The organism is Pseudomonas sp. SMV71, from assembly GCF_052042015.1.
Taxonomy (GTDB): domain Bacteria; phylum Pseudomonadota; class Gammaproteobacteria; order Pseudomonadales; family Pseudomonadaceae; genus Aquipseudomonas.
In genome coordinates, this window is the sequence record NZ_JBKGGU010000014.1 from 23,980 (window position 1) to 40,695 (window position 16,716).

Here is a 16,716-nt window from a genome sequence, read left to right on the forward strand (position 1 = left end):
TGATGATGGGGTTTGGTATGCGCTTTCGCGCGGTGGTTGCTGTCGTAGGACTGTTGCTTACGGCACTGGCCGTCGATGCTGTGGCTGAGACGAAGGTCAGCAGCGTTCGCCTCTGGCGGGCGCCGGACAACACGCGCCTGGTGTTCGACCTGACGGGCCCGGTGCAACACAGCGTATTCACCCTGACCGCCCCGGATCGCCTGGTGATCGACATCAATGGTGCGTCCCTTGGCGCGCCGTTGAACGTGGCGACCGCCAACACGCCGATCACCGCGATGCGCTCGGCCCAGCGCACGCCGACCGACCTGCGGGTGGTCATCGACCTGAAAAAGGCCGTGACCCCGAAAAGTTTCACCCTGGCCCCGAATGCCCAGTATGGCAACCGGTTGGTGGTGGATCTGTTCGACAACCCGGCTGATGCCGCGCCGCCACCTCCACCGCCGACCAATGTCGCCACGGTGCCGGCGGTACCGGTCACACCGGCCGAACCTGCGATCAAGCTGCCACCGGCCCCAGCCGGCAAGCGTGACATTATCGTGGTGATAGACGCCGGCCACGGTGGCGAAGATCCGGGGGCGTCGGGTTCGCGTGGGCAGCGTGAAAAAGACGTGGTGCTGTCCATCGCCCGTGAGCTGCAACGCCAGGTCAACGGCATGAAGGGCTTCCGCGCCGAGCTGACCCGTACCGGCGACTACTTCATTCCGTTGCGCGGCCGTACCGAAATCGCCCGCAAGAAAGGCGCCGACCTGTTCGTCTCCATTCACGCCGACGCCGCGCCTTCGGCGGCGGCGTTCGGTGCTTCGGTGTTTGCCCTGTCCGACCGTGGCGCCACCTCCGAGACCGCCCGTTGGCTGGCCGACAGCGAAAACCGTTCCGACCTGATCGGTGGGGCCGGCAACGTCAGCCTCGATGACAAGGACCGGATGCTCGCCGGTGTGTTGCTCGACCTGTCGATGACCGCCTCGCTGACCTCCAGCCTCAACGTCGGCCAGAAAGTCCTGAGCAACATCGGTCGCGTCACGCCGTTGCACAAGCAGCGCGTCGAGCAGGCCGGGTTCATGGTGCTGAAGTCGCCGGACATCCCATCGATCCTGGTGGAAACCGGCTTCATCTCCAACGCCAACGAGGCGTCCAAGTTGTCGTCCGCCAATCACCAGCAGGCATTGGCGCGCTCCATCAGCAGCGGCGTGCGGCAGTTCTTCCAGCAAAACCCGCCGCCCGGCACCTACATTGCCTGGTTGCGTGATTCCGGCAAGATCGCCCAAGGCCCGCGGGACCATCGCGTCAGCCCGGGCGAAACCCTGGCGATGATTGCCGTGCGCTACCAGGTGTCGCCTGCCACCTTGCGCAGCGCCAACAATCTCAAGAGCGACGAGCTCAAGATCGGCCAGACCCTGACGATTCCGGGCAACGAAGTGGCGTCCAAAGAATGAGCGATGAAGTGATCGGCAGCAACGCCCGCATTGAGCTGCTCAGCCCCCGGCTGGCGAACCAGATCGCCGCTGGCGAGGTGGTGGAGCGTCCGGCGTCGGTCATCAAGGAGCTGCTGGAAAACAGCCTCGATTCCGGGGCCAGGCGCATCGATGTGGATGTCGAGCAGGGTGGCGTCAAGCTGTTGCGGGTGCGTGATGACGGTGGCGGGATTTCCGCCGATGACTTGCCGCTGGCCCTGGCGCGCCACGCCACTAGCAAGATCCGCGACCTGGAAGACCTCGAGCGGGTCATGAGCCTGGGGTTCCGGGGCGAGGCGCTGGCGTCCATCAGTTCGGTGTCACGCCTGACCCTGACGTCCCGTACCCGTGACGCCGAGCAAGCCTGGCAGGTCGAGACCGAAGGCCGGGACATGGCCTCTCGCGTCCAGCCGGCGGCCCATCCGGTGGGCACCTCGGTGGAAGTGCGCGATCTGTTTTTCAATACCCCGGCCCGGCGCAAGTTTCTCAAGGCCGAGAAAACCGAATTCGATCACCTGCAAGAAGTCATCAAGCGCCTGGCCCTGGCGCGTTTTGACGTGGCGTTCCATTTGCGCCACAACGGCAAGACCATCCTCAGCCTGCACGAGGCCCGTGACGATGCGGCCCGTGCCCGGCGCGTGGGCGCGGTGTGCGGCGCGGGATTCCTTGAGCAGGCCTTGCCTATTGAGGTGGAGCGCAATGGTCTGCATCTGTGGGGTTGGGTCGGTCTGCCGACGTTCTCCCGCAGCCAGGCGGACTTGCAGTATTTCTACGTGAACGGCCGCGCCGTACGCGACAAGCTGGTGGCCCACGCGGTGCGCCAGGCTTATCGCGATGTGCTGTTCAATGGTCGGCATCCGACCTTTGTGTTGTTTTTCGAAGTCGACCCTTCCGTGGTCGACGTCAACGTGCACCCGACCAAGCACGAAGTACGGTTCCGCGACGGGCGCATGGTCCACGATTTCCTCTACGGCACTTTGCACCGGGCCTTGGGCGATGTACGGCCGGAAGATCAACTGGCGGCGCCGGCTGCGGTGGCCGGCATGGTCCGGCCGACCGGGCTGGAAGCCGGCGAGTTCGGGCCCCAGGGCGAAATGCGCCTGGCATCCAATACGTTGTTGGAGCAGCCCCAGGCCCAGCCGAGCTACAGCACGCCAGGCAGTGGTGCGGGCAGCGGCTATCAGTACCCATACACCCCGCGGCCGCAAGCGAACGTGCCGGTCGCCGAGGCACAGGCGGCCTATCGCGAATTCTTCAAACCGTTGCCGGAAAGCGCAGCGCCTGCGTTGCCCGACGGGCAGGGCGACATCCCGCCGTTGGGTTACGCCCTGGCGCAACTCAAAGGCATCTACATCCTTTCGGAAAACGCCCAGGGCCTGGTGCTGGTGGACATGCATGCCGCTCACGAGCGGATCATGTACGAGCGGTTGAAAATCGCCATGGCCAGTGAAGGCCTGAGCGGCCAGCCGCTGCTGGTACCCGAATCCCTGGCGGTGAGTCAGCGCGAGGCCGATTGCGCCGAAGAGCACGTGAGCTGGTTCCAGCGCCTGGGCTTCGAGCTGCAACGCCTGGGCCCGGAAACCCTGGCGATCCGCCAGATCCCGGCATTGTTGAAACAGGCCGAGGCCAATCGCTTGGTCAGCGACGTGCTGGCGGACCTGATGGAATACGGCACCAGCGACCGGATCCAGGCGCACCTGAACGAACTGCTCGGCACCATGGCCTGCCACGGCGCGATCCGCGCCAACCGGCGCCTGGCCCTGCCGGAAATGAACGGCCTGCTGCGGGACATGGAAAACACCGAGCGCAGTGGTCAATGCAACCATGGCCGGCCGACCTGGACCCAATTGGGCCTGGACGACCTGGACAAACTGTTCTTGCGCGGTCGTTGATGAGCCAGCTGCCTCCGGCGATATTCCTGATGGGCCCGACTGCCGCGGGCAAGACCGACCTGGCCATCGAACTGACCAAAGTCCTGCCCTGCGAGCTGATCAGCGTCGACTCGGCCCTGGTTTACCGGGGCATGGACATCGGCACCGCCAAGCCATCAAAAGCCCTGCTGGCTGAATTTCCCCACCGCCTGATCGACATTCTCGACCCGGCCGAGGCCTATTCGGCGGCGGATTTTCGTCGCGACGCGCTCCAGGCGATGGCCGAGATCACCGCGCGGGGCAAGATCCCGCTGTTGGTGGGCGGCACCATGCTGTACTACAAGGCCTTGGTCGATGGGCTGGCGGACATGCCGGCGGCCGATCCCCAGGTGCGCGCGCAGATCGAGGAAGAAGCCGGGCGTCTTGGCTGGCAGGCGTTGCACGAGCAATTGGCGCTGATCGACCCGGAATCGGCGGGGCGGATTCACCCCAACGACCCGCAGCGGCTCAGCCGGGCCCTGGAGGTTTATCGGGTCAGCGGCCAGAGCATGACAGCCCTGCGCCAGCGACAATCTGCGCAAAGTACTGAAGCAGCCGCTTCGGGACTGCAACAATTGCCCTATACTGTCGCGAATCTGGCCATCGCTCCGGCGAACCGGCAAGTGCTGCACCGGCGAATTGAACAAAGATTCACATTAATGTTGGAACAGGGATTCATCGACGAGGTCGTAGCCCTGCGTGAGAGAAGTGACCTGCATGCCGGGTTGCCGTCTATACGTGCGGTGGGTTATCGACAAGTCTGGGATTACCTGGACGGCAAGCTGACGTCAGCCGAGATGCAGGAGCGGGGGATCATTGCCACGCGCCAATTGGCGAAACGCCAGTTCACCTGGCTGCGCAGCTGGACTGACTTGCATTGGCTGGACAGTCTCGATTGCGACAATCTGCCACGCGCCTTGAAATACCTGGGGACCATCTCCATATTGAGCTGAGTCCTTGCAATTGCCGTCTATCCTTGGGGGTGTGACGGCCCTAGCCATCTGATTCCGATTTTTATTATTGATCCTTAAAGGAGTGCGGCACATGTCAAAAGGGCATTCGCTACAAGACCCTTACTTGAACACTTTACGTAAAGAGAAAGTTGGGGTGTCCATCTATCTGGTCAACGGGATCAAACTGCAAGGCACGATCGAGTCTTTCGACCAGTTCGTCATCCTTCTGAAAAACACCGTCAGCCAGATGGTCTACAAGCACGCTATCTCGACAGTAGTGCCGGTTCGTCCGATTCGTCTGCCTAGCGCAACCGAATCCGAAGGCGGCGATGCTGAGCCGGGTAACGCCTGATAGGAGTCTCCTTTGTTCTTTGAGCGCCACGGTGGTGGTGAACGGACAATTCTCGTTCACTTGGATGGACAGGACCCTGAGGCGCGCGAAGATCCGCAGGAGTTTCAGGAATTGGCACTTTCGGCCGGCGCCGAGACCGTCGCGTTTTTCAACGTGCCGCGTCATCGGCCAACGGCCAAGTTCCTGATCGGCAGTGGCAAGGTCGAAGAGTTGCGCGACCTGATCAAGGCCGAACAGGTCGATCTGGTGATTTTCAATCACATCCTCACGCCCAGCCAGGAGCGTAACCTCGAACGTGTCTTCGAGTGTCGCGTGATCGACCGTACCGGCTTGATCCTGGATATTTTCGCCCAACGCGCCCGCACCCATGAAGGCAAGCTCCAGGTCGAATTGGCCCAGCTTGAGCACATGAGTACGCGGCTGGTTCGCGGCTGGACTCACCTTGAGCGGCAAAAGGGCGGTATCGGCCTGCGCGGCCCGGGTGAAACCCAGCTGGAGACCGACCGGCGCCTGCTGCGGGTTCGCCTGCGCCAGATCAAGGGGCGCCTGGAGAAGGTCCGCAGTCAGCGCGAGCAGTCGCGACGCGGTCGCAAGCGCGCGGAAATCCCGACGGTTTCACTGGTGGGTTATACCAACGCCGGCAAATCGACCCTGTTCAATAACGTTACCCAGTCCGATGTCTACGCGGCCGACCAGCTGTTCGCCACGCTCGACCCGACCCTGCGCCGGCTCGACCTGGACGACCTGGGCCCGATCGTACTGGCTGACACCGTGGGCTTCATCCGCCACCTGCCGCACAAACTGGTCGAGGCTTTCCGGGCTACGCTCGAAGAGTCGAGCAATTCGGACCTGCTGCTGCACGTGATCGATGCCGCCGAACCGGACCGCATGCTGCAGATCGAGCAGGTGATGGTGGTGCTGGGCGAGATCGGGGCCCAGGACTTGCCGATCCTCGAGGTATACAACAAACTCGATTTGCTCGAAGGGGTAGAACCCCAGATCCAGCGCGATGCCGATGGCAAGCCGCAACGGGTCTGGTTGTCGGCCCGCGATGGTTCTGGCCTGGACCTGCTCAAGCAGGCGGTGGCCGAGTTGCTGGGCGACGATCTGTTTGTCGGCACCTTGAAACTGCCGCAGCGTTTCGCCCGGCTGCGCGCCCAGTTCTTTGAGTTGGGGGCGGTGCAGAAAGAAGAACACGACGATGAAGGCATCTGCCTGCTGGCGGTTCGCCTGCCCCGGTCGGAACTGAACCGACTGGTCAGTCGCGAAGGGCTGCAACCGATGGAATTCATCGAGCAACACACTTTGCAATAAAAGCCTGAGAAAGCTGTGTCAGGCATTCTGTAGCATTGGCCGGCGCGCCGTGGGTGCGTCTTTGCTTTATCAGATGGAGAGCGCTATGGCTTGGAATGAGCCGGGTGGCAACTCGAATAATCAGGATCCCTGGGGCGGCAAGCGTCGTAACAACGGCGACCGCAAGGGGCCGCCGGATCTCGACGAGGCCTTCCGCAAGCTGCAGGAAAGCCTGAACGGTTTGTTCGGTGGTGGTAAGAAACGCGGTGACGATGGCAGCGGTCGTCCGGGCAAGGGCGGCGGTTTCGGCCTGCTCGGCATCGGTCTCGTCGTGCTCGCGGCTGTCTGGCTGTACAGCGCCGTGTATGTCGTGGACGAGCAGGAGCAAGCCGTAGTGCTGCGCTTCGGCAAGTACTACGAGACGGTTGGCCCGGGCCTGAACATCTACTTCCCGCCAATCGATCAGAAGTACATGGAAAACGTCACGCGCGAGCGTGCCTACACCAAGCAGGGCCAGATGCTCACCGAAGACGAGAACATCGTCGAAGTGCCGCTGACCGTGCAGTACAAGATCACCAACCTGCAGGACTTCGTGCTGAACGTCGACCAGCCGGAAATCAGCCTGCAACACGCAACCGAAAGCGCCCTGCGCCATGTGGTGGGTTCCACCGCCATGGACCAGGTGCTGACCGAAGGCCGTGAATTGATGGCGAGCGAGATCAAGGAGCGCCTGCAACGGTTCCTCGACACCTATCGCACCGGCATCACCGTGACCCAGGTCAACGTGCAGAGCGCCGCGGCGCCACGTGAAGTCCAGGAAGCGTTCGACGACGTGATCCGTGCCCGTGAAGACGAGCAACGTTCGCGCAACCAGGCCGAAACCTACGCCAACGGCGTCGTGCCGGAAGCCCGTGGCCAGGCCCAGCGCATCATCGAAGATGCCAACGGTTACCGCGACGAAGTGGTCTCGCGCGCCAAGGGTGAAGCCGATCGCTTCACCAAGCTGGTGGCCGAGTACCGCAAGGCCCCTGAAGTGACCCGTCAGCGCTTGTACCTGGATACCATGCAGGAGGTCTTCAGCAATACCAGCAAGGTCCTCGTGACCGGCAACAAGAACGGCCAGAGCAACCTGCTGTACCTGCCGCTGGACAAGATGGTCGAGGGCAGTCGCAACAGCAATCCCGCGCCGGCCACCACGTCGAGCGCCAGCAATGAAGCCAATGCACGTGCGGCGGCGGACCTGCAGCAACAGCCAGCACGTACCAGGGAGAGTCGCTGATGAGCAATAAATCGCTGATCGCCCTTATTGTCGGCGTCGTCGTGGCGATCGCTGCCTGGAACTGCTTCTACATCGTGTCTCAGACCGAGCGCGCGGTGTTGCTGCAATTCGGTCGCGTGGTCCAGGCGGATGTCCAGCCGGGGCTGCACGTGAAGGTGCCGTACGTCAACAAGGTGCGCAAGTTCGACGCCCGCCTGATGACGCTGGATGCGCCGACGCAACGCTTCCTGACGCTGGAAAAGAAAGCCGTGATGGTGGATGCCTATGCCAAGTGGCGGGTGAAAGATGCCGAGCGCTTCTACACCGCGACCTCCGGCCTCAAGCAGATCGCTGACGAACGTCTGTCCCGTCGCCTGGAGTCGGGCCTGCGTGACCAGTTCGGTAAGCGCACACTGCACGAAGTGGTGTCCGGCGAGCGTGATGCGCTCATGGCTGACATCACCCGTTCGCTGAACGCGATGGCCGAAAAAGAGCTGGGCATCGAAGTCGTCGACGTCCGGGTCAAGGCCATCGACCTGCCGAAGGAAGTGAACCGCAGCGTGTTCGAGCGCATGAGCACCGAGCGTGAGCGTGAAGCCCGCGAGCACCGCGCCAAGGGTAACGAGCTGGCCGAAGGCATCCGTGCCGACGCCGATCGCCAACGCCGCGTGCTGTTGGCCGAAGCCTATCGCGAATCGGAAGAGGTCCGGGGTGATGGTGACGCCCAGGCCGCTGCGATCTACGCCAAGGCCTATGGCCAGGATCAGGATTTCTACGCGTTCTACCGTAGCCTGCAGGCCTATCGTGAAAGCTTTGCGAACAAATCCGACGTCATGGTCCTGGACCCAAGCAGCGATTTCTTCCGGTACCTGGAGAAGTCCAAGCCTTGATGCGCCGTTGACCTGAGCACTCCGCCCGGCGGCTAAAACGTCGGGTGGGGTGATCCTTCGGGAAAACGTGTGTATGATGCGGCAGCCGGGAAATTCCCGGCTTTTTTGCGTCTGCACGTTCGATTGTGGTTTCACGTTGCAGGCGCCGGGTTGAACGACTCGACAGGTTTTTCGAGGAAAGTGCCGGGCGAGGCGGCAATGCGGTTCATTCCAGGCGTTGATGAAGGACCTGTGACGAGGGAGCTTGCTCCCGCTGGGCTGCGTAGCAGCCCCTAGGTGAGCGCTTCGCACTCAAGCGGGAGCAAGCTCCCTCGCTACAGAATTCAATGACCTTGACTGAGCGGCACGGCGCCATTCGTCACGTCGCCCTTGCGCGTGTTTTGTGCGCGGGCCGGGCATTTTCTGCTTCACTCAAGGCTTGCCCGAGGGCTGGCCGCCCGGACCATAGGGGAATGGCGTAATGGCAACGGTAGACCGCTGGCTGCTGCCAGATGGCATCGAAGAAGTACTGCCACCGGAAGCTGCGCGCATCGAAGTAGCGCGTCGGCAGGTGTTGGATCTGTTCCAGAGCTGGGGTTACGAGTTCGTCGTGACGCCGCATATCGAGTACCTGGAATCCCTGCTGACCGGCGCAGGCCAGGACCTGGATCTGCGCACCTTCAAGGTAATCGACCCGCAGTCGGGCCGGCAAATGGGCTTTCGGGCCGACATCACGCCGCAAGTGGCGCGCATTGATGCCCACACCCTGCGTCGCGAGGGCCCGAGCCGCTTGTGCTACGCCGGCAGTGTGCTGCACGCTCAACCGCGCGCCTTGTCATCGTCCCGCAGCCCGATCCAGTTGGGCGCCGAGCTGTATGGTGACGCCAGCCCCGTCAGCGACGTAGAAGTCATCAGCCTGATGTTGGCCATGCTGCAACTGGCCGACGTGCCGGATGTTCATATGGACCTGGGGCATGTCGGCATCTATCGCGGCCTGGCCCGTGCGGCCGGTCTGTCCGGTGAAGTGGAACAACAGCTGTTCGACGCCCTGCAACGCAAGGCCATCGACGAAGTCATCAGCCTGACCGAAGGCCTGCCGGCCGATCTGTCGGACATGCTGCGGGCGCTGGTGGATCTGTGTGGCGGCCGTGAAGTGCTGGTCGCCGCCCGTGAACGCCTGGCCCAGGCGCCGGCACCGGTGTTGGCGGCCCTAGACGATCTGCTGGCGATCGCCGAGCGTCTGTCGGTGCGCTTCCCCGAGCTGCCGTTGTATTTCGACCTGGGCGAGTTGCGTGGTTATCACTACCACACCGGCGTCGTGTTCGCGGTGTTCGTACCGGGCGTGGGCCAGTCCATTGCCCAGGGCGGTCGTTACGATGACATCGGCGCCGACTTCGGGCGTGCCCGTCCGGCGACCGGCTTTTCTACCGATTTGAAAACCCTGGTGACCCTGGGGCGTGCTGAGGTCGAGCTACCGTCTGGCGGTATCTGGATGCCTGACAGCACGGATGCGGCACTCTGGCAGGCGGTCTGCCAGTTGCGCAGTGAGGGTCAGCGTGTCGTCCAGGCTTTGCCCGGGCAACCTTTGGCCGCCGCCCGTGAAGCGGACTGCGACCGGCAATTGATTCAGCAGAACGGGCTTTGGCAAGTATTGCCGCTGGCTTCTTGAGTTTTCCCGCCGGCCGCGGCCGGCACCAAGTTTGCGCGAATGAGGACAAGTGTTATGGGTAAGAATGTCGTAGTCCTGGGCACCCAGTGGGGTGATGAGGGCAAAGGCAAGATCGTTGATCTGCTGACCGAACATGCTGCCGCCGTAGTGCGCTACCAGGGTGGCCACAACGCAGGTCACACCCTGGTGATCGATGGTGAAAAGACCGTTCTGCACCTGATTCCGTCGGGCGTGCTGCGCGAAGGCGTGCAATGCCTGATCGGCAACGGTGTGGTGGTGGCCCCCGACGCGTTGCTGCGGGAAATCATCAAGCTGGAAGAGAAAGGCGTACCGGTGCGCGAGCGCCTGCGTATCAGCCCGTCCTGCCCGCTGATCCTGTCCTATCACGTTGCGTTGGACCAGGCTCGTGAAAAGGCCCGTGGCGAGCTGAAGATCGGCACCACCGGTCGCGGCATCGGCCCGGCCTATGAAGACAAGGTCGCCCGTCGCGGCCTGCGTATCGGTGACCTGTTCCACCGCGAGCGTTTCGCCGCCAAGCTGGGCGAGTTGCTGGACTACCACAACTTCGTACTGGTCAATTACTACAAAGAACCGGCCATCGACTTCCAGAAAACCCTGGACGAATGCATGGAATACGCCGAGCTGCTCAAGCCGATGATGCTCGACGTCACCGCCGAGCTGCACGAGCTGCGTCGCGCCGGCAAGGACATCATGTTCGAAGGCGCCCAGGGTTCGCTGCTGGACATCGACCACGGCACCTACCCGTACGTCACCAGCTCCAACACCACTGCCGGCGGCATCGCCACCGGTTCGGGCTTCGGGCCGATGTACGTGGACTACATCCTGGGCATCACCAAGGCGTACACCACTCGCGTCGGTTCGGGCCCGTTTCCGACCGAGCTGTTCGACGACATTGGCGCGTTTCTGGCCAAGCGTGGCCACGAGTTCGGTGCCACCACCGGCCGTGCCCGTCGTTGCGGCTGGTTCGATGCCGTCATCCTGCGTCGCGCCATCGACGTCAACAGCATCTCGGGCCTGTGCCTGACCAAGCTGGACGTACTGGACGGCCTGGAAACCATCAACATCTGCGTGGGCTACAAGAACCAGGACGGCGCTGTCATCGATGCACCGACCGACGCCGACAGCTACATCGGCCTGGAGCCAGTGTACGAGCAGATGCCAGGTTGGGCTGAATCGACCGTGGGCGCCAAGACCCTGGAAGAGCTGCCAGTGGCGGCTCGCAACTACATCAAGCGCGTCGAAGAGTTGGTCGGTGCGCCGATCGACATTATTTCGACGGGGCCGGATCGCAACGAAACCATCGTTCTGCGCCATCCGTTCGGCTGATAAGTCATTGATGTAAAAAACAAAGGACCCTCGTTTGGGTCCTTTGTCGTTTCTCCCTGCCGTTCGGCACGACACTTGCTATGGATGTCCATTACCGGCACCTTTTGACGAGTGCCATCAATATAATGGCGTTCGCTAGAGGGATTTCCCGTGTCGGCTGTTCTCTCACTGTTACAAAGCCGTTTGCTGCGGCCGGTGTTCGTTACCCTGGGTATCGCCCTTTTGGTGCAAGTGCTGGTGGCGGTTGCGCTGACCCGTAGCACAGTCACGGCCCTTGAGGCTGATCTCGGTTCGCGGCTGGGGGCTGACAGTCAGAAGCTTTCGGCCGAGCTGGAACAAGCCGGGCGCGAAGTCACCTCCAGCCTGGACAGTCTCTCCGCCAATACGCGTCAGCGTCTGAACGCCGGGCTTTCCACCCGCCTGAAAGACGAACAGGCGCAATTGCGTGGTGCCCTGGAAAAGGATCTGCGCGACTCCGCCAATGATATGGCGCAACTGCTGGCCTCCGTCGCCCCCCGCGCCATGTGGGACAGCGACGTTCCAACCCTGTCCGAGTTCGCCCGTCGCGCCCAGCGTAATCCCAACGTGTTGTTTGTCATCTACGACGACGCGGCCGGTGAGCACCTGACCCGGTACCTCAACCGGGAAAACCCGATCAACAAGGCTCTGTTGGAAAAGGGCAAGGGTGAGAGGGCGCTGGACAAGGTCTTGGATGCGGCAAAGAACGATCCGTCAGTGTATTACCTTGAAGCTTCGATCAACCCCAACGGCGTGGAGATCGGCAAGGTCTTGATGGGCGTGTCCACGGCGTCCGTGGAAAACGACCTGAAGGCGCTGGATCAGCGCTTCGCGGCCTTGATTGCCAGCAGCGACCAGTTGGTCGGCGATAGCCTCAAGGGGGCCGCGGCCGACAGTGCCACCGCGATGCGCGGTCGCCTGCAATCGGCCCAGGCCACCGCCACGCAGATGCAAACCAACACCGCCAGCGCTGTGCAGGAAGCCGCCGGGACCTTGCGCTGGCGCATCGGCCTGGGCCTGGCACTGGTGGGCTTCGGCGTTCTGGTGCTGCTGGCCGTGGTGCTGGGGCGTCGGGTGGTCAATCGCTTGAAGCTGCTGATCGCGGCCATGAACGATCTGGCGGCGGGTGAGGGTGACCTGACCAAGCGCGTGCAGATCAACAGCAAGGACGAAATCGGCGATATGGCCTCAGCGGTCAATCGGTTTGTGGATAAGTTGCAGCCCATCGTGCGCGAGGCGGGCGACGTGGCCCAACGCACCGGGGTGGAAATCGGCGCGATGACCTTGCGTAATTCCGGCGCCGACGCGGCCGCCGGAATGCAGCGTGATGAAGTGGCCGAGAGTCTGCGTGCACTGTCGCAGATGGCCGATGAAGCGCAGTCGGAAAGCCAGGCGATGCAGGCGGCCTTGCAACAAGTGGTGGAGATTCGCCAGGCCACCGATGAAAACACGCGTACATCGGCCAAGGTCAGTGGTTTGATCGAGGCCTTGGCCGGACAGGTCGACACTGGGGCGAAAGTCATCGAGCGGCTGGCGCAACAGAGTGAACAGATTGAAGTGGTGCTGACGGTGATCCACGGCATCGCCGAGCAGACTAACTTGTTGGCCTTGAACGCGGCCATCGAGGCGGCGCGGGCCGGGGAAACCGGGCGCGGCTTTGCGGTGGTGGCAGACGAAGTGCGGGCGTTGGCAAGCAAGACTCAAAGCTCCACGGGCGATATCCAGGCGCATATCGTGGCGTTGCAGCAAGGCGCTCGCGAAGCGGTGGCAGCGATTGGCCAGGCCGGGCGCCAGGCCAGTGAAGGCTTGCTGGTGCTGCGTGACAGTGCGCGGTTGCAGCAGTCGGTGCAGGTGTCCGTCGAGCAGGTGCATGCGGCCATCGGCCTGGCGACCCAGGCGGCGGCCCATCAGGCCCAGGGCGCGCAAGCGGTGCGTGGGCGGGTGGAGACGATCCATGCCCAAGCCGAGAAAGCGGCCCAGGCGGTGGTCGAGACCACCGCCAGCGGCAAGATGCTGGACAGTCTGGCGGCGCAGTTGAAGGCGAGCCTGGGGCAGTTCAGGGCCTGATCGATGCCTGGGCCGGCCTTATTGCGAACAGGCTCGCTCCAACAGATGATCTCGAGCGTGGCATCGGGTCAATGTGGGAGCGAGCCTGCTCGCGATAGCCATTTCAGCGGCTCAGATACATCCGCGTCGTCAGCAAATAAACCGGTAACCCCGACACCACGATCAGCAGCGCCGCATAAGGCGCTGCCGCCGCGAACTCCACATTCGACGTATGGGCCCAGACCGCTGTCGCCAGCGTATTGAGCCCGGTGGGGCTCAGCAATAGCGTGGCGGTCAGTTCCTTCATGGCATCCAGGAATACCAAGGCGAACGCGGCGCCCAGTGCCGGAAAAATGATCGGCAAGGTTACCCGGCAAAAAGCACTGAACGACGACGCGCCCAGGGTGCGTGCCGCCTCCTCCAGTTGCGGTGCGGCTTTGTTCAAGGCGGTGCGCACCGGGGCCTGGGCCAGCGGCAGGAACAGCAGCGCATAGGCGATCAGCAGCAGACCCGAGGTCTGGTACAGCGCCGGCACATAGTGCAGCGCGAAATACACCAGGCTCAGGGCGATCACCAGCCCTGGCAGCGCGTGCAGCAGATAGGGCAGGCGTTCGGCCCACACTGCCAGGCGCCCCTTGTAGCGCACCACCAGCAGACCCACCGGCACGGCCAGTAACAGGCAGAGCGCGGCGCCGCCAAGTGACAGGGCCAGCGATGACAGCAATGCCTCGCCGATTTCCCCGAGCGGGAATGCGGCGGAAGTGCCGACCGCCAGCCAGTACACCAGCATCCCCAGCGGAATCCCGCTGCCAATGATCGTCAGGACCAGGCAATACGCCTGGCCGATAAACGCCCAGGACCCCAATTGCACCTGTTCGGCCTGGCGTGCCGCGCCTTGGCCGGTGCGCACATGACGGCCTTTGCCGCGCATCCGCAGTTCCAGCCAGAGCAGCGTCAAGCACAGCGCGAGCAAGACCGCCGACAGCATGGCGGCGTTGGCGTTGCTGAATTCCAGCTCGAACTGCTGGTAGATGGCGGTGGTGAAGGTTTGCAGGCCGATAATCGACAGTGCGCCGAACTCCACCAGCATGTGCAACGCAATCAGCAACGATCCGGCCAGCAACGAGGGCCAGAGCAGCGGCAGGGTGACACGAAAGAACACGCCCCAGCGGTTTTGCCCCAGGGTACGGGCAGATTCTTCGAGGGACGGGTCCAGGTTGCGCAAAGTGGCTGCCACGGGAAGAAAGATCAGTGGGTACTTCGACAGGCTCATCACCAGGATCGCCCCGCCCAGGCCTTCGAACTGCGCGCTGAGGGAAACCCAGGTGAAACTGCTGACAAACGCCGGTACCGCGAACGGCAGGCAGAGGAGCACACCCCATAACCGGCGTCCGGGTAGATTGCTGCGTTCGAGCAACCAGGCCAGGGACAGCCCGATGACGCCGCAGGCCAGCGTGACGCCGAGCATCAGTGCCAGGGTATTGCGCAGCAATCCGAACACGTACGGTCGCCACAGCAGATGCAGCGCCTCGACCCAGCCCGCTTGCCAGGCCTTCGTTGCCACGTACAGCAGTGGCAGCGCGCTCAACAGCACCAGCAGCGCCACCGGCAATAGCAGGCCGATGGGAGGACGCTTGCGTCGGGGTATATGACCCCCTGTCATGGACGAAGCGTTCAGCGATGGCGTCATCAGTTCAGGCCGACTTCGCGTTCCAGCTCCAGCGCTTCTTCGGCGTTGCCCAGGTCGGCCGGGGTAACCTTCGGCGGCTCCAGCTCACTGAATGGCTTGAGTCCGCGATCCGACACCATGCCCTTGTGCAGTGGATACTCGGCGGACATCTGGGTGATCACCCGCTGGCCTTCTTCACTCGCCATATAGGCAAGCAATTGCTGGGCTTGCTCGGGGTGTTTGCTGGATTTCAAGGCCGCGGCGCTGGACACGGTCACCAGCCCACCGGCATCGCCGCCGGTGAAATAATGCAGTTTGGAAGCCAGCTGGCCTTTTTCTCGCTGCAAGGCGAACCAGTAATAATTGTTCACCAGCACGGTTGCCACTTCGCCGTTTTCCACGGCCTTGAGGGCGACCATGTTGTTGCTGTAGACCTTGCCAAAGGCGCGCAGCCCGGTGAGCCATTCTTCGGCGGCTTCCATGCCGTGCAGCTTGATAATGGCGACGGCTTGTTCCTGGAACGCGCCGCTGGTCGGTACGAAGCCGACCTTGCCTTGCCATTGCGGCTGGGCAAAATCGAGGACGGTTTTGGGCAGGTCTTTTTCATCGACCAGTTTCGGGTTGTAGGCCACTACACGCACGCGGGCGGTGACGCCCATCCAGGTGCCATTGCCGGCGACGTAGTCCTTGGGCAGCACATTCAGGGTGGCGTCGTCGATCTTCGCCAGCAGGCCTTGCTCACCGAGTTTGTTCAGGGGCGGCGATTCTTCGGTGTAGATCACATCGGCGGGTGAGCGCTCGCCTTCTTCGACCACCTGGCTGGCCAGTTGATTGCTGCTGCCTTTGCGCACATTGACGTGGATGCCGGTCTTGGCCTCGAAAGCCTTGGCCAGCGCTTCTCCGACTTCCTTGTGCTGGCCGTTGTAGAGAGTCAGTTCCACCTTGTCGGTGGCGTGGGTGAGGGGTGTTGCGAGGGCCAGGCCGAGCAGGGTGCAGTTGAGCGCGCGGCGCAGGGTGGTTCTGGACATCATTCGCAGGTTCCTCACTGTCGTGTAGCAAAAACTTGTAACAATGATAAACGATATTGTTTCTCATGTACGTCTGGATGTACCCAGCGGGCAGCGCGGTACCTGTGGCGAGGGAGCTCGCTCCCGCTGGGCTACGAAGTAGCCCCAAGGCACGCGGACATAGCGCGTCAATCCGTCCAGCGGGAGCAAGCGCCAAGTCGCAGACACTGGTAAGCAAACCCCAAAAACGCAAAAACCCGCTTTCGCGGGTTTCTGTGAGGTTCAAGGCCATGACCTTGAAGCTTGAATTGGTGCCCAGAAGAAGACTCGAACTTCCACGACCTTGCGGTCACCAGCACCTGAAGCTGGCGTGTCTACCAATTTCACCATCTGGGCAGCATCTTCAGCGTTGCCGCTGTCGATGGGGCGCACTATACGGAGCGCATTTTGATATGTAAACCCCTGTTTTTGTTTTAGTAATTACCAAAACGAAATTGCCTGGGGCTGGAATGCAAAAACCCGCTTTCGCGGGTTTTTGTGAAGCTGACAAGTCGGTGACCTGTTGCTTGAAATTGGTGCCCAGAAGAAGACTCGAACTTCCACGACCTTGCGGTCACCAGCACCTGAAGCTGGCGTGTCTACCAATTTCACCATCTGGGCAGTATCGGCAACGCGTGTACGTCGTCGATGGCGCGCACTATACGGAGCGTGTTTTTAACTGTAAACCCCTCTCTGCAAAAAAACCTGGAAATTTCGCCAGCGGCGCGATCACAGGCTCCAAAGGGCGGTCGAAGCACTTCAGAAAGAGGATTCAAGTGCCTGAAATTTCCCGTTTCATTAAGCCTATGCCAAACTAACCCGCATATAGACAAGG

12 protein-coding genes, 2 tRNA genes and 1 pseudogene are annotated in these 16,716 nt (G+C 62.3%); 11 read left to right on the forward strand and 4 right to left on the reverse strand.

Features of this window, described 5'->3' with window-relative positions; genetic code table 11:
* The first annotated feature begins 2 nt into the window (after positions 1–2).
* The 11 genes and pseudogenes from ACLEJQ_RS15855 (at position 3) to ACLEJQ_RS15905 (ending at position 13,187) form a co-directional block, all read left to right on the forward strand.
* Positions 3–1,433 (forward strand): N-acetylmuramoyl-L-alanine amidase, encoded by a 1,431-nt coding sequence (locus ACLEJQ_RS15855; RefSeq protein ID WP_440796492.1) that lies wholly within the window; start codon positions 3–5, stop codon positions 1,431–1,433.
* Entirely contained in the window at positions 1,430–3,343 is a 1,914-nt protein-coding gene (gene mutL, locus ACLEJQ_RS15860) for a DNA mismatch repair endonuclease MutL (RefSeq protein ID WP_440796493.1), read from the forward strand. Before ACLEJQ_RS15855 ends, mutL begins: the two co-directional genes overlap by 4 nt.
* A complete protein-coding gene (gene miaA / locus ACLEJQ_RS15865; RefSeq protein WP_440796494.1) occupies positions 3,343–4,314 on the forward strand; it encodes a tRNA (adenosine(37)-N6)-dimethylallyltransferase MiaA in 972 nt (323 codons plus the stop codon). The genes mutL and miaA overlap by 1 nt, the downstream gene beginning before the upstream one ends.
* A 91-nt stretch (positions 4,315–4,405) precedes the next feature.
* Entirely contained in the window at positions 4,406–4,666 is a 261-nt protein-coding gene (gene hfq / locus ACLEJQ_RS15870; RefSeq protein ID WP_003186419.1) for an RNA chaperone Hfq, read from the forward strand.
* A gap of 12 nt (positions 4,667–4,678) precedes the next feature.
* On the forward strand, positions 4,679–5,980 hold the full coding sequence (hflX, locus tag ACLEJQ_RS15875; RefSeq protein ID WP_440796495.1) for a ribosome rescue GTPase HflX: 1,302 nt from the start codon (positions 4,679–4,681) through the stop codon (positions 5,978–5,980).
* An 85-nt stretch (positions 5,981–6,065) separates the two neighbouring features.
* Positions 6,066–7,238: an FtsH protease activity modulator HflK gene (gene hflK, locus ACLEJQ_RS15880; protein ID WP_440796496.1), complete on the forward strand. Its 1,173-nt coding sequence runs from the start codon at positions 6,066–6,068 to the stop codon at positions 7,236–7,238.
* A complete protein-coding gene (gene hflC / locus ACLEJQ_RS15885; RefSeq protein ID WP_440796497.1) occupies positions 7,238–8,107 on the forward strand; it encodes a protease modulator HflC in 870 nt (289 codons plus the stop codon). Before hflK ends, hflC begins: the two co-directional genes overlap by 1 nt.
* Before the next feature lie 460 nt (positions 8,108–8,567).
* Positions 8,568–9,755, forward strand: coding sequence for an ATP phosphoribosyltransferase regulatory subunit (locus tag ACLEJQ_RS15890; RefSeq protein ID WP_440796498.1), 1,188 nt, complete (start codon positions 8,568–8,570; stop codon positions 9,753–9,755).
* A 54-nt stretch (positions 9,756–9,809) separates the two neighbouring features.
* A complete protein-coding gene (locus ACLEJQ_RS15895; protein ID WP_440796499.1) occupies positions 9,810–11,102 on the forward strand; it encodes an adenylosuccinate synthase in 1,293 nt (430 codons plus the stop codon).
* Between the two features lie 1,125 nt (positions 11,103–12,227).
* Positions 12,228–12,281, forward strand: a pseudogene (locus tag ACLEJQ_RS15900) (hypothetical protein); the annotation flags it as partial.
* 201 nt (positions 12,282–12,482) lie between these two features.
* Complete coding sequence (locus ACLEJQ_RS15905; RefSeq protein WP_440796624.1) at positions 12,483–13,187, forward strand: methyl-accepting chemotaxis protein; 705 nt, start codon at positions 12,483–12,485, stop codon at positions 13,185–13,187.
* Between the two features lie 103 nt (positions 13,188–13,290).
* Here the strand turns inward: ACLEJQ_RS15905 and ACLEJQ_RS15910 are convergent, their stop codons facing one another.
* The 4 genes from ACLEJQ_RS15910 to ACLEJQ_RS15925 all read right to left on the reverse strand — a co-directional run bounded on the left by ACLEJQ_RS15910 (position 13,291) and on the right by ACLEJQ_RS15925 (position 16,502).
* Positions 13,291–14,856 (reverse strand): ABC transporter permease, encoded by a 1,566-nt coding sequence (locus tag ACLEJQ_RS15910; protein ID WP_440796500.1) that lies wholly within the window; start codon positions 14,854–14,856, stop codon positions 13,291–13,293.
* Positions 14,856–15,866 carry an extracellular solute-binding protein gene (locus ACLEJQ_RS15915; RefSeq protein WP_440796501.1) on the reverse strand — a complete coding sequence of 337 codons (1,011 nt, stop codon included), beginning with the start codon at positions 15,864–15,866 and terminating at the stop codon, positions 14,856–14,858. The genes ACLEJQ_RS15910 and ACLEJQ_RS15915 overlap by 1 nt, the downstream gene beginning before the upstream one ends.
* A gap of 285 nt (positions 15,867–16,151) precedes the next feature.
* Positions 16,152–16,238, reverse strand: a tRNA-Leu gene (locus tag ACLEJQ_RS15920).
* Between the two features lie 177 nt (positions 16,239–16,415).
* Positions 16,416–16,502: transfer RNA gene (locus ACLEJQ_RS15925), tRNA-Leu, on the reverse strand.
* Positions 16,503–16,716: the final 214 nt, after the last annotated feature.

Excerpts from the sequence above, each read along its gene's own strand:
- ACLEJQ_RS15855 (WP_440796492.1), top strand. The coding sequence starts at position 3 with ATGATGGGGTTTGGTATGCGCTTTCGCGCGGTGGTTGCTGTCGTAGGA.
- mutL (WP_440796493.1), top strand. The coding sequence starts at position 1,430 with ATGAGCGATGAAGTGATCGGCAGCAACGCCCGCATTGAGCTGCTCAGC.
- miaA (WP_440796494.1), top strand. The coding sequence starts at position 3,343 with ATGAGCCAGCTGCCTCCGGCGATATTCCTGATGGGCCCGACTGCCGCG.
- hfq (WP_003186419.1), top strand. The coding sequence starts at position 4,406 with ATGTCAAAAGGGCATTCGCTACAAGACCCTTACTTGAACACTTTACGT.
- hflK (WP_440796496.1), top strand. The coding sequence starts at position 6,066 with ATGGCTTGGAATGAGCCGGGTGGCAACTCGAATAATCAGGATCCCTGG.
- hflC (WP_440796497.1), top strand. The coding sequence starts at position 7,238 with ATGAGCAATAAATCGCTGATCGCCCTTATTGTCGGCGTCGTCGTGGCG.
- ACLEJQ_RS15890 (WP_440796498.1), top strand. The coding sequence starts at position 8,568 with ATGGCAACGGTAGACCGCTGGCTGCTGCCAGATGGCATCGAAGAAGTA.
- ACLEJQ_RS15895 (WP_440796499.1), top strand. The coding sequence starts at position 9,810 with ATGGGTAAGAATGTCGTAGTCCTGGGCACCCAGTGGGGTGATGAGGGC.
- ACLEJQ_RS15905 (WP_440796624.1), top strand. The coding sequence starts at position 12,483 with ATGGCCGATGAAGCGCAGTCGGAAAGCCAGGCGATGCAGGCGGCCTTG.
- ACLEJQ_RS15910 (WP_440796500.1), bottom strand. The coding sequence starts at position 14,856 with ATGACGCCATCGCTGAACGCTTCGTCCATGACAGGGGGTCATATACCC.
- ACLEJQ_RS15915 (WP_440796501.1), bottom strand. The coding sequence starts at position 15,866 with ATGATGTCCAGAACCACCCTGCGCCGCGCGCTCAACTGCACCCTGCTC.